At 46.9% G+C, this 21,426-nt stretch carries 22 protein-coding genes; 20 read left to right on the top strand and 2 right to left on the bottom strand.

Features of this window, described 5'->3' with window-relative positions; all coding sequences use genetic code 11:
• Position 1 precedes the first annotated feature (1 nt).
• The 17 genes from leuC to JaK3_RS04825 are packed head-to-tail and all read left to right on the top strand — an operon-like array spanning position 2 to position 16,715.
• Positions 2 to 1,411 (top strand): 3-isopropylmalate dehydratase large subunit, encoded by a 1,410-nt coding sequence (gene leuC / locus JaK3_RS04745; protein WP_068321364.1) that lies wholly within the window; start codon positions 2 to 4, stop codon positions 1,409 to 1,411.
• A 12-nt stretch (positions 1,412 to 1,423) separates the two neighbouring features.
• Positions 1,424 to 1,630: a hypothetical protein gene (locus tag JaK3_RS04750; RefSeq protein WP_068321367.1), complete on the top strand. Its 207-nt coding sequence runs from the start codon at positions 1,424 to 1,426 to the stop codon at positions 1,628 to 1,630.
• A gap of 32 nt (positions 1,631 to 1,662) precedes the next feature.
• Entirely contained in the window at positions 1,663 to 2,310 is a 648-nt protein-coding gene (gene leuD / locus JaK3_RS04755; protein ID WP_068321370.1) for a 3-isopropylmalate dehydratase small subunit, read from the top strand.
• Positions 2,311 to 2,333: 23 nt separating this feature from the next.
• The gene (gene leuB / locus JaK3_RS04760; protein ID WP_068321373.1) at positions 2,334 to 3,404 is read left to right on the top strand and encodes a 3-isopropylmalate dehydrogenase; all 1,071 of its coding nucleotides are present in this window, start codon (positions 2,334 to 2,336) and stop codon (positions 3,402 to 3,404) included.
• A 50-nt stretch (positions 3,405 to 3,454) separates the two neighbouring features.
• Complete coding sequence (gene asd / locus JaK3_RS04765) at positions 3,455 to 4,612, top strand: aspartate-semialdehyde dehydrogenase (protein ID WP_068321376.1); 1,158 nt, start codon at positions 3,455 to 3,457, stop codon at positions 4,610 to 4,612.
• A gap of 58 nt (positions 4,613 to 4,670) precedes the next feature.
• The gene (locus JaK3_RS04770; RefSeq protein ID WP_240480889.1) at positions 4,671 to 6,020 is read left to right on the top strand and encodes a FimV/HubP family polar landmark protein; all 1,350 of its coding nucleotides are present in this window, start codon (positions 4,671 to 4,673) and stop codon (positions 6,018 to 6,020) included.
• A gap of 1 nt (position 6,021) precedes the next feature.
• The gene (gene truA / locus JaK3_RS04775; protein WP_068321382.1) at positions 6,022 to 6,852 is read left to right on the top strand and encodes a tRNA pseudouridine(38-40) synthase TruA; all 831 of its coding nucleotides are present in this window, start codon (positions 6,022 to 6,024) and stop codon (positions 6,850 to 6,852) included.
• A 59-nt stretch (positions 6,853 to 6,911) separates the two neighbouring features.
• A complete protein-coding gene (locus JaK3_RS04780) occupies positions 6,912 to 7,589 on the top strand; it encodes a phosphoribosylanthranilate isomerase (RefSeq protein WP_068321385.1) in 678 nt (225 codons plus the stop codon).
• 30 nt (positions 7,590 to 7,619) lie between these two features.
• Positions 7,620 to 8,813 carry a tryptophan synthase subunit beta gene (trpB, locus tag JaK3_RS04785; RefSeq protein ID WP_068321388.1) on the top strand — a complete coding sequence of 398 codons (1,194 nt, stop codon included), beginning with the start codon at positions 7,620 to 7,622 and terminating at the stop codon, positions 8,811 to 8,813.
• A gap of 34 nt (positions 8,814 to 8,847) precedes the next feature.
• Positions 8,848 to 9,645, top strand: coding sequence for a tryptophan synthase subunit alpha (gene trpA, locus JaK3_RS04790; protein WP_068321391.1), 798 nt, complete (start codon positions 8,848 to 8,850; stop codon positions 9,643 to 9,645).
• A gap of 6 nt (positions 9,646 to 9,651) precedes the next feature.
• Positions 9,652 to 10,539 (top strand): acetyl-CoA carboxylase, carboxyltransferase subunit beta, encoded by an 888-nt coding sequence (accD, locus tag JaK3_RS04795; RefSeq protein WP_068321394.1) that lies wholly within the window; start codon positions 9,652 to 9,654, stop codon positions 10,537 to 10,539.
• A gap of 4 nt (positions 10,540 to 10,543) precedes the next feature.
• Positions 10,544 to 11,869 carry a bifunctional tetrahydrofolate synthase/dihydrofolate synthase gene (folC, locus tag JaK3_RS04800; RefSeq protein WP_205627494.1) on the top strand — a complete coding sequence of 442 codons (1,326 nt, stop codon included), beginning with the start codon at positions 10,544 to 10,546 and terminating at the stop codon, positions 11,867 to 11,869.
• Between the two features lie 3 nt (positions 11,870 to 11,872).
• Positions 11,873 to 12,697, top strand: a complete 825-nt coding sequence (locus tag JaK3_RS04805) for an SPOR domain-containing protein (RefSeq protein ID WP_068321397.1) — start codon at positions 11,873 to 11,875, stop codon at positions 12,695 to 12,697.
• Positions 12,697 to 13,263 (top strand): CvpA family protein, encoded by a 567-nt coding sequence (locus tag JaK3_RS04810; RefSeq protein WP_068321400.1) that lies wholly within the window; start codon positions 12,697 to 12,699, stop codon positions 13,261 to 13,263. The genes JaK3_RS04805 and JaK3_RS04810 overlap by 1 nt, the downstream gene beginning before the upstream one ends.
• Positions 13,264 to 13,267: 4 nt before the next feature.
• On the top strand, positions 13,268 to 14,806 hold the full coding sequence (purF, locus tag JaK3_RS04815; protein WP_068321404.1) for an amidophosphoribosyltransferase: 1,539 nt from the start codon (positions 13,268 to 13,270) through the stop codon (positions 14,804 to 14,806).
• 60 nt (positions 14,807 to 14,866) lie between these two features.
• Positions 14,867 to 16,075: an O-succinylhomoserine sulfhydrylase gene (locus JaK3_RS04820; protein ID WP_068321407.1), complete on the top strand. Its 1,209-nt coding sequence runs from the start codon at positions 14,867 to 14,869 to the stop codon at positions 16,073 to 16,075.
• 22 nt (positions 16,076 to 16,097) lie between these two features.
• Positions 16,098 to 16,715 (top strand): class I SAM-dependent methyltransferase, encoded by a 618-nt coding sequence (locus tag JaK3_RS04825; RefSeq protein ID WP_068321412.1) that lies wholly within the window; start codon positions 16,098 to 16,100, stop codon positions 16,713 to 16,715.
• An 8-nt stretch (positions 16,716 to 16,723) separates the two neighbouring features.
• On the opposite strand, the gene JaK3_RS04830 is transcribed toward JaK3_RS04825, so the two are convergent.
• Both JaK3_RS04830 and modB read right to left on the bottom strand, forming a co-directional pair.
• A complete protein-coding gene (locus tag JaK3_RS04830; protein ID WP_068321415.1) occupies positions 16,724 to 17,830 on the bottom strand; it encodes an ABC transporter ATP-binding protein in 1,107 nt (368 codons plus the stop codon).
• A complete protein-coding gene (gene modB, locus JaK3_RS04835) occupies positions 17,830 to 18,483 on the bottom strand; it encodes a molybdate ABC transporter permease subunit (protein WP_068321418.1) in 654 nt (217 codons plus the stop codon). Before modB ends, JaK3_RS04830 begins: the two co-directional genes overlap by 1 nt.
• Before the next feature lie 107 nt (positions 18,484 to 18,590).
• On the opposite strand from modB, the gene JaK3_RS04840 reads away from it, so the two are divergent.
• From JaK3_RS04840 to JaK3_RS04850, 3 genes are read left to right on the top strand one after another with little or no spacing between them, the layout of a single operon-like run.
• Positions 18,591 to 18,926 carry an ArsR/SmtB family transcription factor gene (locus JaK3_RS04840; RefSeq protein WP_068321421.1) on the top strand — a complete coding sequence of 112 codons (336 nt, stop codon included), beginning with the start codon at positions 18,591 to 18,593 and terminating at the stop codon, positions 18,924 to 18,926.
• 20 nt (positions 18,927 to 18,946) lie between these two features.
• The gene (soxC, locus tag JaK3_RS04845) at positions 18,947 to 20,347 is read left to right on the top strand and encodes a sulfite dehydrogenase (protein WP_205627495.1); all 1,401 of its coding nucleotides are present in this window, start codon (positions 18,947 to 18,949) and stop codon (positions 20,345 to 20,347) included.
• Entirely contained in the window at positions 20,331 to 21,419 is a 1,089-nt protein-coding gene (locus tag JaK3_RS04850) for a c-type cytochrome (RefSeq protein WP_068321426.1), read from the top strand. Before soxC ends, JaK3_RS04850 begins: the two co-directional genes overlap by 17 nt.
• The last annotated feature ends 7 nt before the right edge of the window (positions 21,420 to 21,426 follow it).

Consider the following 21,426-nt stretch of genomic DNA (forward strand, 5'->3'; position numbering starts at 1 on the left):
CATGTCTCGTACGCTTTATGACAAATTGTGGGATGACCACGTTGTTTACTCTGAAGAGGATGGCACAGCCACGATTTATATTGATCGTCAGTTGCTTCATGAGGTAACCAGTCCTCAGGCATTTGAAGGTTTAAATTTAGCTGGCCGTCCTGTTTGGCGCATCTCCGCCAATCTAGCGGTGTCTGATCACAACGTTCCAACAACGGATCGTTCTGAGGGCATTACTGATCCAATTTCTAAGTTGCAAGTAGATACCTTGGATCAAAACTGCGATGCCTTTGGTATTACCCAATACAAAATGAACGATACCCGTCAAGGGATTGTTCACGTGATTGGACCAGAGCAGGGTGCTACTTTGCCTGGTATGACAGTTGTGTGCGGAGATTCTCATACAAGTACCCATGGCGCCTTTGGTGCTTTGGCATTTGGTATCGGCACCTCTGAAGTCGAGCACGTATTAGCAACTCAAACCTTGCTCATGAAAAAAAGCAAGAACATGTTGGTAAAAGTGGATGGCCGTTTACAGCCAGGTTCTACTGCTAAAGATATTGTTCTTGCCGTGATCGGCAAGATTGGTACAGCTGGTGGCACTGGTTACACCATTGAATTTGCTGGCGAAGCAATTCGCAACCTTTCGATGGAAGGGCGCATGACTATATGCAATATGGCAATTGAAGCTGGCGCACGTGCTGGCTTAGTTGCTGTAGATGAAACAACTATTGAATACATTCAAGGCCGTCCGTATGCGCCTAAGGGTCCTGCAATGTTGCAAGCCTTGCAGTACTGGAGAACTTTGCACTCTGACCCAGATGCGAAATTTGATGCTGTAGTTGAATTGCGTGCTGAAGAAATTGCGCCACAAGTTACTTGGGGAACATCTCCAGAAATGGTTCTTGCAATTAGCGATCGCGTTCCTGATCCAGAAAAAGAGCGTGATCCCAATAAGCGCGCTGCTATGGAGCGTGCATTGGAGTATATGAATCTTGTTCCTAATACACCCTTGAATGCTATTTCAATCGACAAAGTATTTATTGGTTCATGTACTAACAGTCGTATTGAAGACATTCGTGCCGCTGCAAAAGTAGTTGATCGAATTGGCAAGAAGGTCGCACCCAATGTGAAGTTAGCCTTGGTAGTTCCAGGTTCAGGTTTGGTTAAGGCCCAAGCTGAACGTGAAGGTTTGGATCGCATTTTTAAAGCCGCCGGCTTTGAGTGGCGTGAGCCAGGTTGTTCTATGTGTTTAGCAATGAATGCTGATCGCTTGGAGCCAGGCGAGCGTTGCGCTTCAACTTCTAACCGTAACTTCGAAGGTCGCCAGGGTAATGGTGGTCGTACTCATTTAGTAAGTCCTGCTATGGCAGCCGCTGCTGCAATCGAAGGTCACTTTGTTGACGTTCGCAAGATTTCATAAGGAAACTGATCGATGAAATTTTCTTCACTCTCTTTAATTTCCAGATTGGCTATTGTTGGCATTGCAGGTTTAGTGATTTCAGCTTGCAGCAGCACAATGGAAGGTGTCGGTAAGGATTTGCAAAACATGGGAACTTCCATGGGTGGATCAAGCAACACACAGCAAGGCAATCAATCGCAAACAAAGGGTAAGGACGTTGTCGTTACTCCTGTGAAGTAAACAATTAAAGCAAATAGAGTAAAAGTCGAATCATGGAAAAATTTACGGTATACAAAGGTTTAGTTGCTCCGCTTAATCGCGAGAACGTGGATACCGACGCCATCATTCCAAAGCAATTCTTAAAGTCCATTAAAAAAACTGGCTTTGGGCAAAATCTCTTTGATGAATGGCGCTATTTAGACCATGGCGAACCTGGACAAGACTGCAGCACTCGTCCGATTAATCCAGACTTTGTCCTCAATCAGCCGCGTTATAAAGGCGCAGGCATTTTGCTGGCACGTAAGAACTTTGGTTGTGGCAGCTCCCGTGAGCATGCGCCATGGGCATTGGACCAATATGGCTTTAGAGCGGTTATCGCCCCAAGCTTTGCAGATATTTTTTATAACAACTGCTTCAAAAATGGTGTTTTACCCATTGTTTTGACCGAAATGCAGGTTGATCACCTCTTTAATGAAACCATGGCTTTCAATGGTTACCAGTTGACGATTGACCTAGAGGCTCAGCAGGTCATAGCCCCTGATGGCACCGCTTATAGCTTCGATGTTGCTCCCTTTAGGAAGTATTGCCTTCTTAATGGCTTAGACGATATTGGCTTAACTCTGCAACATGCAGATAAAATCAAGGCTTATGAAGCTGAGCGCATTCTCAAGATGCCTTGGCTTGCGACACAGTTGCCGTAATTTCGTTGATTTAAAGGCCTTTCATGAAAATTGCAGTTCTACCGGGCGATGGTATCGGCCCGGAAATCGTTGCTCAAGCCGTTCGAGTTCTCCAAGCCCTTGGCCCAAAGTTTGATTTAGAAGAGGCTCCAGTTGGTGGAGCTGCTTATGATGTTGCAGGCCATCCTTTGCCACCAGCAACTCTAGAGCTAGCTAAAAAAGCCGATGCCATTTTGTTTGGTGCAGTGGGTGATTGGAAGTACGACACCCTTGCACGCGAACTACGTCCTGAACAAGCGATCTTAGGTTTGCGTAAACATTTAGAGTTGTTTGCCAACTTCAGACCAGCGATTTGCTATCCAGAACTGACTGCTGCATCCAGTCTTAAGCCCGAAATTATTGGTGGCTTAGACATTTTGATTGTGCGTGAACTCAACGGCGATATTTATTTTGGTCAGCCGCGCGGCATTCGCACCTCAGAGTTACCTTTGTTTAAAGGTGCTCGTGAAGGCTTTGACACTATGCACTATAGCGAGCCAGAAGTAGAGCGTATTGGACATGTTGCCTTTCAAGCTGCACGCAAGCGTGGCAAGAAAGTATGCAGCGTTGATAAAGCGAACGTATTAGAAACTTCACAACTTTGGCGTGAAGTGATGATTCGTATTGCAAAAGAGTATCCAGACGTTGAGTTGTCACATATGTATGTGGATAACGCCGCAATGCAGCTGGTTAAAGCACCTAAGGCATTTGACGTGGTAGTCACTGGTAATTTGTTTGGTGACATTTTGTCTGATGAAGCAGCTATGTTGACTGGCTCGATTGGTATGCTGCCTTCCGCCTCTTTGGATAAGAACAATAAAGGCTTGTATGAGCCAAGTCATGGCTCTGCGCCCGATATTGCTGGTAAAGGCATCGCTAATCCATTGGCAACAATTTTGTCTGCTGCCATGATGTTGCGCTATTCCTTAGGAATGCCTGCTGAAGCGGACCGTATTGAAAAGGCGGTTCAGAAAGTGTTGGCGCAAGGATTGCGTACGGCTGATATTTATACCGAAGGAACGAAAAAAGTATCAACCATTGAAATGGGTGATGCTGTTGTTGCAGCACTTGCATAAGAAACAAAACAAACGTAAACAGAAATTAAATTCACTAGATAGTTAACATCATGGCAAATACACAAACACCTTTGGTTGGTTTAGTTGGCTGGCGCGGTATGGTTGGCAGCGTTCTTATGGAACGTATGCTCGCTGAGAAAGACTTTGATCTGATTGAGCCAGTATTTTTTAGTACCAGCCAAGCCGGTGGTGAAGTACCACTTCTCAATGGTAAAAAAGTTACCAAGAGTGAAAGTACTTTGCAGGATGCCAATGACGTTAAGGCATTGTCACGTTGCGACATCATATTGACATGTCAGGGTGGCGACTATACAAACGACATCTTCCCTAAGCTACGCGCTGCAGGGTGGAATGGCCATTGGATTGATGCCGCCAGTGCGTTGCGCATGAAAGATGACGCTGTATTAGTCTTGGACCCAGTGAATCGTCCGGTGATTGATAAGGCTTTGGCTGCTGGAGGCAAGAATTGGATCGGTGCCAATTGCACCGTGAGTTTGATGATGATGGCTATGGGCGGTCTGGTGAAGGCTGACATGGTTGAGTGGATTAGCGCCATGACTTACCAAGCGGCTTCTGGTGCTGGTGCACAGAACATGCGCGAATTGCTCCTGCAAATGGGCGCATTGCGTGACAGCGTAGCTGCTGAATTAGCTGACCCATCATCATGGATTTTGGATATTGATCGCAAAGTTACTGAGACATTACGCTCTTCTGACTTTCCAAAGAAAAATTTCCGCAACACCGCACTAGCAGGTAGCTTAATTCCTTGGATCGATGTACCTGTAGAGAATGGTCAAACTAAAGAAGAGTGGAAGGGTGGTGCTGAGTTCAATAAGATCTTGGGTCGTCCAGCATTCCGCACGCCAGGCAGCATTCCAATTGATGGTTTATGTGTGCGTGTTGGTGCGATGCGCTGCCACTCACAAGGTTTGACAGTAAAGCTCAAAAAAGATATCCCACTCAAAGAGATCGAAGCAATTTTGGCTGCTGATAACCAGTGGGTCAAAGTGGTTCCAAATGATCGTGAAACAACTGAGCGTGATTTATCGCCTGCAGCTATCAGCGGCACATTGACTGTGCCTATCGGTCGTTTGCATAAGATGGCAATGGGTCCGGAGTACTTAGGTGCATTCACGGTGGGCGACCAACTCCTGTGGGGCGCTGCTGAGCCATTGCGTCGTATGCTCCGCATTCTGCTCGAAAAGTAATCCCTTCTTTATGTACCGCATTTGCCAGCTGAGCTTTTTAAAGCTTCTTAGCTTTGTTTTGCTTAGCTGGTCTTTCAACGCCGCTGCAATCTCCTTAGGTGCGCCGCAACTCCAGTCTCGCCCAGGCGAACCATTGCGAGTAGAAATTCCTATTCGGTTAGGGGCTGATGAGCAGGCCGCTCTATCCAGTCTGAATGTGGCTATGCCGAATAAGGCTGCATATGAGCGCCTCGGAATCTCTCAAAAGATACTGCAGTTAAATCCACAGGCGATGGTGTATCGCAATCGTCAAGAGCGGTTAATGGTGCTTGTTGAAACCGTTGACTCTGTTCCCATGACAGACGACCCATTTTTGGATGTATTGGTTAATCTCAATTGGTCGAGCGGAAGTCTCACTAAGACATTTACTTTATTGCTGGGTGATGTACAAAAAATTACCGTCAAGCCAGGCCAAACTTTATCTGAGATTGCCGCTACTATTGCGCCTCAACTAGACGGTGCCACTCTTGATCAAACCATGATGGCTTTGTATAAAGCCAATCCAGATGCTTTTGCTAGCGGCAGTATTAATCGCCTGGCTGCTGGCGCAGAGTTAACTAAGCCAAGTCAGGCATTGTTGCGCTCAATCAGTCCTGCAGAAGCAAATCAATTTGTTGCTGATGCTAATGAACAATGGCGTGCTGAGCATGATGGCAAGGGTGTCAATGCAGGTACTGGATCAAATGCCGCCAAGTCGGGGGAAGTGGCGCCTAAAGATCGCTTAAAGATTGGTTCAAGTGCCGAGGGTAATGAGCAAGAGCGTCGTTATACGGAGGAGTTGGTCGCTCAAGAGAAGATGCTCGAGCAAACTAAAGCTCGTGTCGCTGAATTGGAAAAGAACATTGCCGACCTACAAAGACTCTTAGATAAATCAAAAGAGAAGAAGGCGGTAGATAGTAGTTTTGGTTTAGGAGGCTTTGGCCCAGCTATTTTGGCTATTGGCTTAATTGCACTAACAGGTCTACTTCTGTGGGGTTTAGCTCGTAACGCGCGTCGTTCAGAGGCGCCAAGTATTCATACGCATGCCCATCAAGCAAGCAAAGAAGAAAAACATCAAGAAGAGAAGCCTGCAGCAGGAACACCTTTTGAAATGCCAGCTCGTGCTAAAGCATTGTTTGAGGGAATCGATCTTGATCTTTCAAAGCCAGCAAATGCGGCGCCATCAGTTACGGCAATCCCACCTTCTAATCCTCTGGCTGATACCTTGCGCGTCAAACTCAATTTGGCACGCGCTTACATCACGATTGAAGATTTTTCTGCTGCTAAAAAGTCTTTGGATGAAGTGCTCCGAATGAGCAATTCGGTTGACCCTGCAATTACCATTGAAGCACAGGGCTTGTTGGCAGAAATTTCGCATCGCAATACCTAATATGCGAATAGCCCTTGGCCTTCAGTATGACGGCAGCCCATATTCTGGTTGGCAAACTCAGGTCAATCACAACACCGTACAAGATGAATTAGAAAAAGCAATCTCTGCTTTTGTTGGTGAGCAGGCGAGTGCAGAACATCCCATCCATACCATCACCGCAGGTAGAACGGATGCCGGAGTTCATGCTCTAGGGCAGGTTGTGCACTTTGATACCAATGTCGAGCGCGAAGATTTTTCATGGGTAAGAGGTGTCAACTCATTCTTGCCATCGTCAATTGTGGTGAACTGGGCTAAACCAGTTTCCGATGAATTTAGCGCACGTTTCTCAGCTTATGAGCGCGAATATATTTATGCGTTACAGGCTGGACCATGTCGCTCACCAATGTCGCATTCGCGTGCTGGATATTTAATGCTGCCGCCAGGTCAGTGGCTCGATGTAGATGCAATGAAAAAATCTGCCGAATGTTTGATCGGTGAGAACGACTACAGTTCATTTCGCTCATCTGAATGTCAGAGTAAAACGCCAGTCAAAACGATTTACTCCATAGAGATTATTTCTGAGCAGCCTTGGGTTTATTTTCGTATCCGTGGAAATGCCTTTTTGCATCATATGATTCGCAATATTGTTGGATGCTTTTTGCAAATCGGGCAGGGCAGGCAAAAGCCGGAATGGATGACAGAAGTGTTAGCAGCCAAGAATCGGCAAATTGCTGCCCCGACCTTTATGGCTGATGGTCTGTATTTGGCCAAAATTACTTATCCCGATAAATTTGCCATTCCACAGCCATGGTTGGAAAACTCCTGGCTACCAGCTAAGGTTATCGGTAAGTAAGAGAAAGAACAAAAGAAAGAGCAAAAGAAATAATAGGCTCCAGGCCTTATCATTCATTTATGGGCTTACTGACATATTCTCCCGGCCGAACTAGGGTCAAAATCTGCGGTTTAAAGACGTCTGCAGACGTGGATTCAGCCGTTGCCGCAGGTGTAGATGCGGTTGGCTTTGTTTTTTATCCCCCAAGTGTGCGGGCTGTAAGCCCCAATATCGCTGCCCAGCTCATTTCTAGGCTTCCAGTAGGGGTGGATGCCGTTGGATTGGTTGTAAACGCTACAGATGAGCAATTTGCCGCTATTCGAGCTGCTGCCTCGATCACCTTATGGCAGTTTCACGGGGATGAGACCCCAGAGCGCTGTGCCCAGCTTGCTGCTGGCGAGCCCTGGATGAAGGCCGCCCGCGTAGGAACAGGCTTCGCTTTTGATGATTTTTCCCTACAATACGGTCAAGCAAACGCTTTTCTGCTGGATGCCCTCGTCGAGGGATATGGTGGCGGAGGCGTTCCTTTTGATTGGCAAGGAATACCGCAGACATGGGTAAGCGAAAACGCGCCTCGGGTCGTTTTGAGTGGTGGATTGAACGTGCACAACGTGGGCGAAGCGATTGCACGCCTGCATCCTTGCGCGGTTGACGTCAGTAGTGGCGTAGAAATCAGCAGGGGTGTTAAAGATCCTGCGCTCATGGCTCAATTTATCCAAGCAGTGCGCGCAGCTGATGCGAAAACATCATCCCAATAATTTGCTGTAACCAAATCAAAAGAGGTAGTTATGTACGATAAGCCAGATGCACGAGGACACTTTGGTCCCTATGGTGGCGTATTTGTTTCTGAGACATTGATGTATGCATTGGATGAGCTGAAGGAAGCCTATGCAAAATATCAACATGATCCAGAATTCATTGAAGAGTTTCATTACGAACTCAAACACTTTGTAGGCAGACCATCACCGGTCTATCACGCTAAGCGTTGGAGTGAAATGCTCGGTGGTGCGCAGATCTATCTCAAGCGTGAAGATTTAAATCACACCGGTGCCCACAAGATTAATAACGTGATTGGCCAAGCAATGTTGGCTAAGCGTATGGGCAAGCCCCGCATCATTGCTGAGACTGGGGCAGGGCAGCATGGCGTTGCCACGGCTACTATCTGCGCCCGCTTTGGCTTGGACTGTACGGTTTATCAAGGTTCTGTTGACGTAGCTCGTCAAGCGCAAAACGTATTCCGCATGAAGTTGCTCGGCGCCAAAGTCGTTCCAGTGGAATCTGGCACAAAGACTTTAAAAGACGCGCTCAATGAAGCGATGCGCGATTGGGTCACGAACGTCGACAATACTTTCTACATTATTGGCACTGTTGCAGGACCGCATCCTTATCCAATGATGGTGAGAGATTTTCAAAGCGTGATTGGTGAAGAGTGCAAAGTACAAATGCCTGAGATGACTGGTCGTCAACCTGACTTCGTTCTTGCTTGTGTAGGCGGTGGTTCAAATGCGATGGGCATTTTCTATCCGTACATTGATTACCCCGAGGTAAAGCTTGTTGGTGTTGAGGCAGCCGGTCATGGTTTGGGTAGTGGCTTGCATTCTGCAGCGTTATGCGTTGGTAAGCCTGGCGTATTACATGGTAACCGTACTTATTTATTACAAGATGAGAATGGTCAGATCTCTGAAACCCATTCTGTTTCTGCTGGCATGGACTACCCAGGAGTTGGTCCTGAACATGCTTGGTTAAAAGATTCTGGTCGAGCAGACTATGTGGCAATTACAGACGAAGAAGCATTGCAAGCATTCCATGACTGTTGCCGTATTGAAGGCATCATTCCTGCGCTTGAGTCTTCTCACGCCATTGCCTATGCCTGCAAGCTGGCTAAGACATTGCCAAAAGACAAAACAATCTTGGTGAACCTATCTGGCCGTGGTGATAAAGATATGCATACCGTTGCTCAAGCAACTGGCTCCGAAGGCTAAAAAGAAAAAACAAAAATAGAAAAATAAAATAGCTATGTCAAAAATTACTGCGCTCTTTAAGGAGCTAAAAGCAACAGGTAAAAAAGGATTGATTCCTTTTATTACTGCTGGCGATCCAGATCCAAAACAAACTGTTGAACTTATGCATGCACTGGTACGCGGTGGTTCAAGCGTGATCGAATTAGGCGTGCCATTTTCAGATCCAATGGCTGACGGTCCTGTGATTCAGAGATCATCAGAGCGCGCATTAACTCATGGCGTCACTTTGCATAGTTGCTTAGAGATGGTGAAAGAGTTTCGCAAGAAGGACACCAACACCCCAGTGGTGTTGATGGGCTATGCAAATCCTGTTGAGCAAATGGGGGCAGAGCGTTTTGCAACTGAGGCAAAAGCTGCCGGTGTTGATGGTGTTTTGGTGGTGGACTATCCACCAGAAGAGTGCGTTGATTTTGCTGCTCGTATGCGCGTTGCTGGCATTGATCCGATTTTCTTATTGGCGCCTACTTCATCCCATGAGCGTATAAAAGAAGCCGCCAAAATAGCTTCTGGTTATATCTATTACGTTTCTATGCGGGGCGTTACAGGTGCATCCCACCTTAATACCCAGGATGTAGCTAGCATCATCCCGAAGATTCGAGAAGAAACCGATATCCCAATCGCTGTAGGCTTTGGAATTAGCGATGCCGCTAGCGCCAAGGCTGTGTCGGCTAGTGCTGATGCCGTGGTGATTGGTAGCCGAATTATTCGCCTTTTAGAGGATGCGCCCCCTGGCCAGGCGGTACAATTACTGGAAACCTTCATTCGTGAGATTCGCGACGCATTGGATAGTTAAAAACTAATGAGCTGGATAGATAAATTACTCCCACCCCAAATTCAACATACTGATCCTGCGAATCGCAAATCAGTTCCTGAAGGATTGTGGGTCAAGTGCCCTGGTTGCGAAACCGTTCTCTACAGCACTGACATCGAAGCGAATTTATCGGTTTGTCCAAAATGTAGTCACCACATGCGCATCGGCGCACGTCTGCGTTTAGATAGCCTGTTAGATGAAAAAGGTCGCTACGAAATTGGTGCTGATATTTATCCAACCGATCCACTGAAGTTTAAAGATTCTAAAAAATATCCAGACCGCATTAAAGAAGCAAACGATGCTTCTGGTGAATCTGAAGCGCTGATTGTGATGGGCGGCAAGATTGAAACGATTCCTGTAGTTGCTGCATGTTTTGAATTCCAATACATGGGTGGCTCGATGGGCTCTGTAGTGGGTGAGCGCTTTGCCCGCGGTGTTCAAGAAGCGATTAATAAGAAGTGTGCATTTATTTGTGTCACTGCTACTGGCGGTGCACGTATGCAAGAGAGTTTGTTATCTCTGTTTCAGATGGCCAAGACCAATTCGATGTTGACCTTATTAGCCAAAAAAGGTTTGCCATACATCAGCGTTCTTACCGACCCAACGATGGGTGGTATCTCCGCGAGCTTTGCCTTCATGGGTGATGTTGTGATGGCTGAGCCTAAGGCTTTGATTGGTTTTGCTGGTCCTCGCGTGATTGAGCAAACTGTACGTGAGAAATTACCAGAAGGATTCCAGCGTTCAGAATTCTTGATGCAAAAGGGCGGCATTGACATGATTGTTGATCGTCGTCAGATGCGTGGTGAAATTGCCCGTTTACTCGCTTTGCTGCAAAAGCTTCCTGAGCCTGCGATAGCGGGTAGCGCAGCCGTTTAAGCGCTTGAGCTCCGCACACCAAGCCCCCATTTTATTTTCTAGCCTAGAGGCTTGGCTTAGCCACCTCGAAACTGCTCACCCTGTCGGTATCGATATGGGACTTGAGCGTATTAATCGTGTGAAGGCTGCTTTAGATTTGCATTTCGATTGCCCAGTAATTACAGTTGCTGGCACCAATGGCAAAGGATCCACTTGCGCCTTCTTGGAAAGCATTCTCCTCGCATCCGGTTACCGCGTTGGTTGCCATACTTCACCACATCTTCTGCAATTTAATGAGCGTGCCCGTATCAATGGTGAGGATGTTAAAGACAATATCTTGCTTGAGCATTTTGCTGCTGTAGAAAATGCGCGCGTTAGTTTGGTTGATGCGCCAACGTTGACTTATTTTGAATTCACCACCTTAGCCATCATGCATCTGTTTTCCAAATCAAATTTGGATGCAGTGGTATTGGAAGTTGGAATGGGCGGTCGTTTAGATGCAGTCAATATTGTTGATGCTGATTGCGCCATCGTGACTAGTATCGATATTGATCATGCGGATTTCTTAGGCGGTACACGCGAAGCGATTGGTTTGGAGAAGGCGGGCATATTCCGCCCGGGTCATATTGCAGTATGCGGTGATCCTGTGCCTCCACAAACACTCATCGATCATGCCGAAAAGTTAGGCTGTGATCTTTGGTTGCAGGGACGTGATTACAACTTCCAGGGCGATAAACAGCAGTGGGGTTGGGCAGGGCGCAATAAGCGCTTTAGTGGCCTTGGCTACCCAGCATTGCGTGGCGCCAATCAGATTCTTAATGCATCCGCTGTTATTGCTGCCTTAATGGCGCTGCATCAGCGCTTGCCTGTCAGTGCTCAGGACATACGCAATGGCTTTGCACTTGTTGAGTTGCCTGGTCGCTTTCAGGTCCTTCCTGGGCAGCCTACGGTCGTTTTGGATGTCGCTCATAACCCCCATGCAGCAGCCACCTTGGCTCAGGGTCTGGATAAGATGGGTTATCACCCTTATACCTATGCCATTTTTGGGGCAATGGCTGACAAAGACATCGAAGGCGTCATCAAACCCCTTTTGAATATCGTGGATTTCTGGTTTTGCACGGATTTACCGACTCCTAGGGCGGCTTCAGGTCAGTTCCTTGCTCAGAAGCTTGAAAGCATGGGTGTAAAGCCTAAAAATGGGTCAGATGGTGGCATCGAAATCTTTGAAAATCCCGCTTTGGCGTATCAAAAAGCGCTATCTCAGGCTGGTGAGGGTGATAGAATTGTCACCTTCGGATCCTTCTATACCGTTGCAGGCGTAATGACTTACCGAAACAACCAGGCCCACTGATCCATGATTCGTTTACCAAGCTTTTTTAGGCGAAAAACCCAGTCTGATGACCTTGAATTTGATTCAAGGGGTGGTCGCACCGCCAAAAGAGCGGCACCACGTAGTTTTCAACGCGCAGCAGAAGCTGAAGAGTTAGCTCTAACCGAAGATCCAGAGCAACAAAGAGCGCGACATCGTCTTATCGGCGCAGCTGTATTGGTCTTAATTGCAGTAGTTGGACTACCTCGTATTTTGGATAGCAAGCCCAAGTTAGCTCCAAACGATATCGCCGTAAATATCGTGACCAGCTTACCAATCCCCGGCACTGAATCTAAGCCTGAAGAAAAACCAAAAGCAGAAGTGCCTGTTGAGAGCGCTAAAGACGCACCCAAAGTTGTAGCCGCACCCGTACCTGCGCCTGAAGTAAAGCCGGAAACAAAACCGGAGACCAAAGCTGAAGTTAAACCAGCGGCTCCCGCAGCAAATAAATCCGGCACATTAGGTTTGGCGGCCGGTGAAGAAGTGGTTGCTGCCAGTGCTGCCAGTGCTGCCAAAGCAGACAAACCAAAAACAGATGATGCAACTAAACCTGCCACTACAAACGGTTCGGGTAAGTACGTTATTCAGATTGGTGCTTTTGCATCGGAAGAGCGTGCTAAAGGTTGGATTGCAAAACTCAAAGATCAAAAGATTCCAAACTATGTCTTAAATAAGACTGGCACTGATGGTGCTAAGTTGTATGTGCTGCGAGCAGGCCCATACACCGATAAAGAATCCGCCGAAGCAGCGGAGAAGAAAATTAAGGCGATGGGTCTGTCACCAAGACTCGTCGAATCCGGTAAGCAGTAATGGAATACTTATCCACCCTCAAGCTAACATCGGTGGATTACTTCACCCTAGTTGTGCTCTTGATCTCCGCTCTTGTTGGTATCTCACGCGGCCTGTTTAAAGAGGTGCTTGCTTTAGCTTCTTGGTTTGCTGCAGCTTGGGTTGCCTATCACTACAGCAATTATCTTTCTACAGAATGGCTGTCTACATTTCACCTAGATGAGTTGCTGAGTTTGGGTATAAGTTTCATCATTCTGTTCATATTGACACTCATCATTTGTGGCTTATTTGGTGGGGTAGTACAGAAAATTATCTTGTCAGTAGGTCTGAGCTTGACTGACCGTTTTTTGGGTTTGATATTCGGTGTGATTCGTGGCGGCTTGATTGTTGTAGTGCTTGCTACCTTGGCTGCGCTCACTCCCATTCCGCAAAGCATGGCCTGGAAGAATGCCATTACCAGACCAGCAATTGATATGGCAACCGGTTTAATTAAAGGTTGGCTTCCTGCTGACTGGGCAAAGCAATTAGGCGATGCAATGCCTAAAGTTACCCCTACCATTACTCCTAAATTAACAATAGGAATCTAGAGATATGTGCGGCGTCGTCGGAACTGTTTCCCACTCACCAGTAAATCAACTTCTCTATGATGCCTTGTTGCTTTTGCAACATCGCGGTCAAGATGCCGCAGGTATTGCGACGATGAACGGAAATTCGTTCACGATGCATAAAGCCAACGGCTTAGTGCGAGATGTTTTCAGAACACGCAATATGCGTAGCTTAGTAGGTAATGCAGGTATTGGTCAGGTGCGTTATCCAACTGCTGGTTCAGCTAGCAGTGAAGAAGAGGCGCAACCTTTTTATGTCAGTGCACCATACGGCATCATCCTGGCTCATAACGGCAATTTAACCAATGCGCCAAGTCTGCGTGTTGAGATGGCTTATCGTGATCGTCGTCACATCAATACGAGTTCTGATACTGAAGTATTGCTGAACGTGTTGGCTGACGAACTACAAAAAGAAACCAATAGCGCAGCTCTCGATGAGGGCGCAATGTTTAACGCCGTTACTGGAGTTACCAGTCGTGTTAAAGGTTCATATGCAGTTGTGTCGTTGATTGCTGGCTATGGTTTGTTGGCTTTCCGAGATCAGTACGGCATTCGTCCTTTGTGTATCGGACGTATTGATACACCGCAAGGTCCTGAGTGGATGATTGCATCTGAGTCGGTTGCTCTTGAAGGCTTGGGCTTCACATTTGTACGTGACGTCAATCCAGGCGAAGCAATTTATATCGATTTAGATGGCAATTTCTATTCACGTCAGTGCGTATCTAATGCAGTACTTACTCCTTGTATCTTTGAGTATGTTTACATGGCTCGTCCAGACTCCACCATTGATGGTGTCACTGTCTATAACGTGCGTATGCGCATGGGCGATTACTTGGCTGAGAAGATTCGGAAAGAGACCAATGTCGACGAGATCGATGTGGTGATGCCGATTCCGGACTCTAGCCGTCCAGCAGCAATGCAGGTCGCTAAGAATTTGGGCGTGGATTACCGCGAAGGTTTCTTTAAAAACCGTTATATCGGTCGCACCTTCATCATGCCGGGGCAGGCTGTTCGCAAGAAGTCAGTTCGTCAAAAACTCAATGCGATGCGTATTGAGTTTAAAGATAAGACTGTGCTGATCGTGGATGACTCTATCGTTCGCGGAACCACTTCTTTTGAGATTGTGCAGATGGCTCGCGAGTCTGGTGCCAAGAAAGTGATCTTTGCTTCTGCTGCGCCTCCAGTACGTTTCCCGAACGTCTATGGCATTGATATGCCTACGCGTAGTGAATTGGTTGCCTATGGCCGCACTGATGAAGAAATCAACAAGATGATTGGTGCTGATCAACTCATCTATCAAAGTATTGAAGACATGAAGCAGGCAGTAAGGGATGTTAATCCCAATATTCAGCAGTTTGAAGCTTCTTGTTTTGATGGAAATTACATCACGGGTGATATTACTGAGTCCTATTTGGATGCTTTAGAAGCCGCCAGAAATACTTCAGCTGCTAAGGCTGATCGTCAAAAGGATTCGAGTGACTTCGCTCGCTCCCAGCTCCACCTGCATTTAGCTACCGAAGACTAAAAAGCGACAGGATATTGCCTCACATGAGGCAATTCCTCAATTCGGTGTCAAAATAGCATCATGAAGAGCAAAACAACACGCAAAAAACCGGATTTTTCTAAGCTGGCCCTGGAGACTCTAGCGGTCCGCGCTGGCACACGTCGTACTGCTGAGTATCAAGAGCACTCTGAGGCAATATTCCTCACTTCAAGTTTTTGCTTTGATAGCGCTGAATTAGCAGCAGATGGTTTTGCTCACGCTGATCAAGGTTTTATCTATTCCCGCTTTACCAATCCAACTGTGAGTATGTTCCAAGATCGTTTGGCTGCTCTAGAGGGTGGTGAGGCTTGTATTGCAACTGCTTCTGGAATGGCTGCCATCATGACATTGGCGATGGCGCATTTGCAAGCAGGTGACCACGTTGTTTGTTCGCGCTCAGTATTTGGTGCAACGATTCAGTTGTTCACTAATATCTTGGGTCGCTTTGGCATTACGACGACTTATGTTGATTTGGCCGATACCAAGTCATGGCAAGCTGCTGTCCAACCAAATACCAAACTCTTTTATCTAGAGACACCTTCCAATCCATTGACTGAGATTGCGGACATCAAAGCAATTTCAAAGATCGCCAAAAAAGCAAATGCATTATTTGCTGTAGATAACTGCTTCTGCACGCCAGCCTTGCAAAAGCCATTAGCGCTTGGTGCTGATGTCGTCATTCATTCGGCTACTAAATATTTAGATGGCCAAGGTAGAGTAGTTGGCGGAGCAATCGTGGGTAGCAACGACTTCGTCATGGGTAAAGTGTTCCCTTATGTGCGTACTGCAGGCCCAACACTGTCTGCATTTAATGCTTGGGTATTTCTAAAGGGTCTAGAGACTTTAGAGCTTCGTATGAAGCAACAAAGCCAGAATGCGCTCGCCTTAGCCCAATGGCTAGAGAAGCAGCCTGGAGTCGAGCGTGTATACCATCCAGGCTTGAAGTCACATCCTCAACATGCATTGGCTAAGCGCCAGCAAAAAGAGGGTGGGGCGATTCTATCTTTCACGCTGAAGGGCGGCAAGAAAGCTGCGTTTAAGCTCATTAACCAAACCAAGCTTTGCTCGATTACAGCAAATCTAGGTGACACACGTACAACCATCACTAATCCAGCAACAACCACGCATTGCCGCGTGCCGCCTGAAGCCAGAAAGGCTGCAGGTATTACCGACGGCTTAGTGCGTATTGCGGTTGGCTTAGAAAACATCAACGATTTAAAGAATGACCTCGTTGGTGGACTCAAAAAATAATCAGATCCATTAAGATAAGCCCATGGGTTTCTCTGACGCTACCCAGTTCTGGAATGAACGCTTTGATAAAGAAGAGTTCATTTTTGGCAAAGAGCCAAATGAATATCTAGTTGAGAAGGCAAATCAATACCTAAAACCCAAGAGCAAGGTGCTATGCATCGCTGATGGTGAAGGGCGTAATGGTGTTTGGCTGGCCAAGCAGGGGATGCAAGTGATTGGCTTTGATGCCTCTGATATTGCACTAGCTAAAGCAAGGCAGTTTGCCAAAGATAATCAGGTCGAAGTTGATTATTCATTCTCAGATACTGATAGTTTTATATGGCAAGCAAATACTTATGATGCAGTGGTTGGCATCTTTATTCAGTTTGCTGATCCAGCAATGCGCGAACGCATCTTCAAACAAAGCTATGCTGCCTTGAAGCCAGGCGGCTTATTTATTCTGCAGGGCTACACTCCAAAGCAATTGGAATATAAGACTGGTGGACCAAGCTTAATTGAGCATCTCTACACAGAAGAGTTAATTAGAAGTCTTGCCAAGGACTTTCAGATACTTGAACTAGTGAGCTATGAAAAAGAGCTCTCGGAGGGCCCAAGACATACTGGTATGTCCGCAATCTTGGGCTTGGTTGCTAAAAAGTAGTTGGTTGCTTAATTCGTAAAGCGGCGTGGATCATTGATGGGTCGAAGTGGCATGATGTGAATCTTGTTGCCATCGATTTGTACGTAACTAATTTTCCCAACCTCTAGCGCCAAGCGTTTCACTTCAGCAGCCGATGCTTCCCAGAGTATTGCGTGGGAGCCTTCCAATGTTCGAAGTTGAATAACCGCTACCTGACCTAAAGTGCTAATTTGCTCTACCGTTGCTTCAATTGTCTCTGAGCTGGGAGCAGCATGAAGACTTAATCCTCCGCCAGGAATAACCCATGCAACAGCGGTATTAGGTGGAATCTTTCCTTTGTCAGCCACATTAAATACTCGCGAACTTTCATTCCAGGTTAGCTTCCCGGCATTAAATACACCCTCAAACATATTGCTGATACCCACTAGTTCAGCAACACGAGAGTTTCTGGGCTTCTCAAACAATACTTGGGGTGGGGCTGTTTGCAAGCCTACCCCTTTGTCGATGACGGTGATGCGATCAGCCAGCAAATCTGCTTCGCGTAGATCATGAGTAACCAAGAGAATGGGAATGTTTAAATCTTTGCGAAGTTCAGCTAATGTTTTGTAGAGACCTTGACGCGTTGGTGCATCTACTGCGGAGAACGGTTCATCTAGCAATAAAATTTTGGGTGAGCGCGCTAAAGCTCTAGCAAGTGCCACTCGTTGCTGCTGACCACCAGACAGTTGGTTGGGCATGCGCTCTGCGAGCTCACCGATGCCCATGCGATCTAGCCATTGTTGGGCCTGTGCTTTGCGCTCAGCAAGACTTGCAACCGAGTTGTAGAGCGGAATGCATACATTCTCTAGTGCAGTGAGATGCGGGAAGAGGGCATACTGTTGAAATAAGAACCCGCATGATCGCTCGGCTGGACTTAAGGAGGTGGTGATGCCACTAACATCATTAGCTTCAAACCATAACCGCCCATCACATTCAATTTTTCCGCTCTCTGCATGATTTAATCCAGCGATTGTTCGCAAGGCGGTTGTTTTACCGCTGCCTGAAGGACCAACCAAGGCGTGTAATTCACCCGGCATACACTCAATATTGAGTTGCAATGGGTTAGGAATTTTTTGGGAGAGCTTAATTTTCAGCATTAGCCTCTCCACTTTTTAGAAGTAGCGGGCTTGCGACTCAATACACCATATGAAAGAGCGATAGCGACTAAAGATGTGCCCAAAAGAATCAGTGATAGAGCGCCTGCGCCAGAGGCATCAAAACTTTGCACTTTGTCGTATATGGCTATAGAAACTGTTTTCGTCTCCCCGGGAATTGCGCCACCTACCATGAGGACGACTCCAAACTCACCTAAGGTATGCGCAAAAGTCAGCACTGCTGCGCTGGTGATGCCGCGCCAAGCAAGCGGCAATTCAATGAGGTGAAAGATTTGCCACTTAGACAAACCGCTAACTTGAGCAGCTTCGCGGATCTCAGGATTAATTGCCTCAAAAGCCCGTTGAATAGGTTGAATAGCGAATGGCAAATTGACAATCAGTGAGGCAATCAGGATGCCCGTAAAGGAAAAGACCAAAGGTATGCCGAAAAAGCTCTTTCCGCCCAATCCGACCAAGAGGTAATAGCCAAGAACGGTGGGAGGTAGAACCAGCGGTAGGGCTAAGGCCGCCTCTATCCAGGATCTGCTCTTACCCATGCTTTGGAGTGAGTGAGCCACCCAGACTCCAAATGGCAAGATCAGGACCAGAGTCCATAAGGCCAGCTTTAGCGAGAGAAGAAGGGCTTCGATGTCCACAAATTGATTGTATCTGCAGATCCTGTAAGGGTATCTCACTATATAAAGTTGCTACCCTTGGGGGTTAAATATGCATTTATACGCATATATTCATATAAATAGACCACATGAAAGCTAGAGTGCAAAAAGCGACAAAGAACTTATCTCCTAAGCAGATGGAGAGGGTCTTTCTAAAAGTGGCTGCCTATTTCAATGTTTTATCTGAGCCTTCTCGTTTACGCATCATGTATGCCGTTTGCAGTGGCGAAAAATCAGTGTCCGAGGTTGTTGAGTTATGTGGATCTAGTCAAGCTAACGTTTCAAGACACCTAATGGCATTACACAAAGCAGGAATACTGCTGAGGCGCAAAGAAGGCGTAACGGTTTATTACTCGATTGCAGATAATGCTACGGTTGATATGTGCCAATCTGTATGCAGCAAAATTGCCGAAAGTATTCATTAATTTTTTAGATAGAAGTTTCTATGACAGATAAGCAAATTGAATTAAGTGCTAATGACATCTCGGCAGTTGAGAAGCCAGCGAATAGAGCTCGCTTGGTAAAGGCGCCTGAGCACTTTCTCTCCCAAGAATTAATTGCAGACATTAACGCCAATGGCCTTGATGAAACCCGTCGTGGATTCTTGCGCAAAGGCTTCTTTTCAGCCTTGGGCGGAGCAGCGGCAGGTTTGGCTGCGCCAATGGCCTTTGCTGCCGGAGAAGGTGATCCAGCAATTCTGGAGAAGCAAGAATGGCAAACAACGCTTGGTAAAAACGTTGCCACCATGCCTTATGGCGTGCCTTCAATTTACGAGGCTAATCTAATTCGCCGTGAGTCACCAGGTTTGACACGTGTATCAGCAGCATCGGTTGCCTTTACACCTTTACAAGGCTTATTTGGAACGATTACTCCAAACGGTTTGCACTTTGAGCGTCATCATCAAGGTTGGTATAACTTAAATCCTGAAACCCATCGTTTGATGGTGAACGGTATGGTGAAAAATGCTCGCGTCTTTACGATGAATGACTTGATGCGTTTGCCTTCCGTTTCTCGTACACATTTCATTGAGTGTGGTGCAAATACCGGCTTAGAGTGGGGCAACGTTGCTGTCCCGACCGTGCAATACACACACGGCATGCTGTCTTGCTGTGAATTCACAGGTGTTCCACTGAAAGTATTGCTCGAAGAATGTGGTGCCGATTTGAAAAAAGGTAAGTTTTTACTTGCTGAGGGTGGTGATGGTTCTGGTATGACTCGCACAATCAATCTTGAGGCTTGCCTTGAAGATACGATCGTTGCCTGGAGTATGAACGGCGAGATGCTCCGTCCAGAGAACGGCTTTCCATTGCGCTTAGTAGTGCCTGGTGTCCAGGGTGTTAGCTGGGTTAAATGGTTGCGTCGCCTCGAGGTAGGCGATATGCCATGGAACACTAAAGATGAAGCGGTTCACTATATTGAGCTAATGCCAGATGGCATGCATCGCCAATATGCTTCGATTCAAGAATGCAAATCTGTAATTACAACGCCTTCTGGCGGTCAGCAATTGTTGGATAAAGGTTTCTATAACGTCAGCGGCATGGCTTGGTCAGGTCGCGGCAAGATTAGGCGTGTAGATGTTTCTTTTGACGGCGGCAATAACTGGCGCACAGCGCGTTTAGAAACCCCAGTCCTTACCAAATCGATTACCCGTTTCAATATCGATTGGGTGTGGGATGGCTCTCCTGCAATCTTGCAATCAAGAGCAATTGACGATACAGGTTATGTTCAGCCATCCATCAAAGCATTACGTGATGTTCGTGGCAATCGCTCGATTTATCACAACAACGCAATACAGTCTTGGAAATTAGATTCAAATGGCGAGGTGAGCAATGTACAAGTCGGTTAAATCAATTGCTCATCTAGGGCTAGTCGCTGCGACTGTGCTGGTTGCGAATGCTGCCTATGCGCAAAGCACTCAGGGCTCCGCAAAGTTTCCTGGAATTGGGCGCAATGCAACACCGGCAGAGGTGGTTGCTTGGGATATTGATGTGCGCCCGGACTTTAAGGGCTTGCCTAAGGGATCTGGTTCGGTAGCACAGGGCCAAGTCATTTGGGAGGCTAAATGCGCGAGCTGTCACGGCGTATTCGGTGAATCAAATGAAATCTTTACACCGATTGCCGGCGGAACAACGACTGATGATATTAAGACTGGAAGGGTTGCATCGCTAGCTGATCGAAAACAACCTCAGCGTACTACTTTGATGAAGGTGCCTACGGTTTCTACTCTCTGGGACTATATCTATAGAGCAATGCCTTGGAATGCACCTAGATCATTAACGCCGGACGATACATATGCACTCGTTGCATTTATTTTGAGCTTAGGCGAAATCGTTCCAGATGATTTTGTTCTGAGTAATGCCAATATTGCCGATGTTCAAAAGAAGATGCCAAATCGCAATGGTATGACGCGCAATCATGGTTTCTGGAGTATTAACGGTAAACCAGATGTGAATGGTTCATCCTGCATGACTAATTGCGTGAAATTTGTGCAGATTGGCTCAACCCTGCCGGACTTTGCCAGAAATGCCCATGGCAATATTGCGGAGCAAAATCGTTTATATGGGCCATATCGTGGTTCAGACTCTACTAAGCCGCCAATTGACAAGTTACCCGGTTCTTCAGGTGAGGGCTTAGCCCACGCTGCGGACACACATGCTGCCAATACAAAGGGTCCTGCCGCATTATTTAAAAATGAGAACTGCTCAGCATGCCATGCACCAAATGCGAAGTTAGTGGGACCGTCCATTGCCGATATTGCGACTAAATATAAAGGTCAAAGTGGGGCGCAAGAAAAGCTCATGGCTAAGGTCAAAAATGGCGGTTCAGGGGTTTGGGGAGCCATTCCAATGCCGCCACAGGCGCAGTTATCGGACGAGGATAGAGCTACTCTTGTCCGTTGGATGCTAACCGGGCAATAGGTTTTCA

This window comes from Polynucleobacter yangtzensis (assembly GCF_001595965.1).
GTDB lineage: Bacteria > Pseudomonadota > Gammaproteobacteria > Burkholderiales > Burkholderiaceae > Polynucleobacter > Polynucleobacter yangtzensis.

Bases quoted from the DNA above. Each gene is read 5' to 3' on its own strand.
- leuC (WP_068321364.1), top strand. From the start codon at position 2: ATGTCTCGTACGCTTTATGACAAATTGTGGGATGACCACGTTGTTTAC.
- JaK3_RS04750 (WP_068321367.1), top strand. From the start codon at position 1,424: ATGAAATTTTCTTCACTCTCTTTAATTTCCAGATTGGCTATTGTTGGC.
- leuD (WP_068321370.1), top strand. From the start codon at position 1,663: ATGGAAAAATTTACGGTATACAAAGGTTTAGTTGCTCCGCTTAATCGC.
- leuB (WP_068321373.1), top strand. From the start codon at position 2,334: ATGAAAATTGCAGTTCTACCGGGCGATGGTATCGGCCCGGAAATCGTT.
- asd (WP_068321376.1), top strand. From the start codon at position 3,455: ATGGCAAATACACAAACACCTTTGGTTGGTTTAGTTGGCTGGCGCGGT.
- truA (WP_068321382.1), top strand. From the start codon at position 6,022: ATGCGAATAGCCCTTGGCCTTCAGTATGACGGCAGCCCATATTCTGGT.
- JaK3_RS04780 (WP_068321385.1), top strand. From the start codon at position 6,912: ATGGGCTTACTGACATATTCTCCCGGCCGAACTAGGGTCAAAATCTGC.
- trpB (WP_068321388.1), top strand. From the start codon at position 7,620: ATGTACGATAAGCCAGATGCACGAGGACACTTTGGTCCCTATGGTGGC.
- trpA (WP_068321391.1), top strand. From the start codon at position 8,848: ATGTCAAAAATTACTGCGCTCTTTAAGGAGCTAAAAGCAACAGGTAAA.
- accD (WP_068321394.1), top strand. From the start codon at position 9,652: ATGAGCTGGATAGATAAATTACTCCCACCCCAAATTCAACATACTGAT.
- JaK3_RS04805 (WP_068321397.1), top strand. From the start codon at position 11,873: ATGATTCGTTTACCAAGCTTTTTTAGGCGAAAAACCCAGTCTGATGAC.
- JaK3_RS04810 (WP_068321400.1), top strand. From the start codon at position 12,697: ATGGAATACTTATCCACCCTCAAGCTAACATCGGTGGATTACTTCACC.
- purF (WP_068321404.1), top strand. From the start codon at position 13,268: ATGTGCGGCGTCGTCGGAACTGTTTCCCACTCACCAGTAAATCAACTT.
- JaK3_RS04820 (WP_068321407.1), top strand. From the start codon at position 14,867: ATGAAGAGCAAAACAACACGCAAAAAACCGGATTTTTCTAAGCTGGCC.
- JaK3_RS04825 (WP_068321412.1), top strand. From the start codon at position 16,098: ATGGGTTTCTCTGACGCTACCCAGTTCTGGAATGAACGCTTTGATAAA.
- JaK3_RS04830 (WP_068321415.1), bottom strand. From the start codon at position 17,830: ATGCTGAAAATTAAGCTCTCCCAAAAAATTCCTAACCCATTGCAACTC.
- JaK3_RS04840 (WP_068321421.1), top strand. From the start codon at position 18,591: ATGAAAGCTAGAGTGCAAAAAGCGACAAAGAACTTATCTCCTAAGCAG.
- soxC (WP_205627495.1), top strand. From the start codon at position 18,947: ATGACAGATAAGCAAATTGAATTAAGTGCTAATGACATCTCGGCAGTT.
- JaK3_RS04850 (WP_068321426.1), top strand. From the start codon at position 20,331: ATGTACAAGTCGGTTAAATCAATTGCTCATCTAGGGCTAGTCGCTGCG.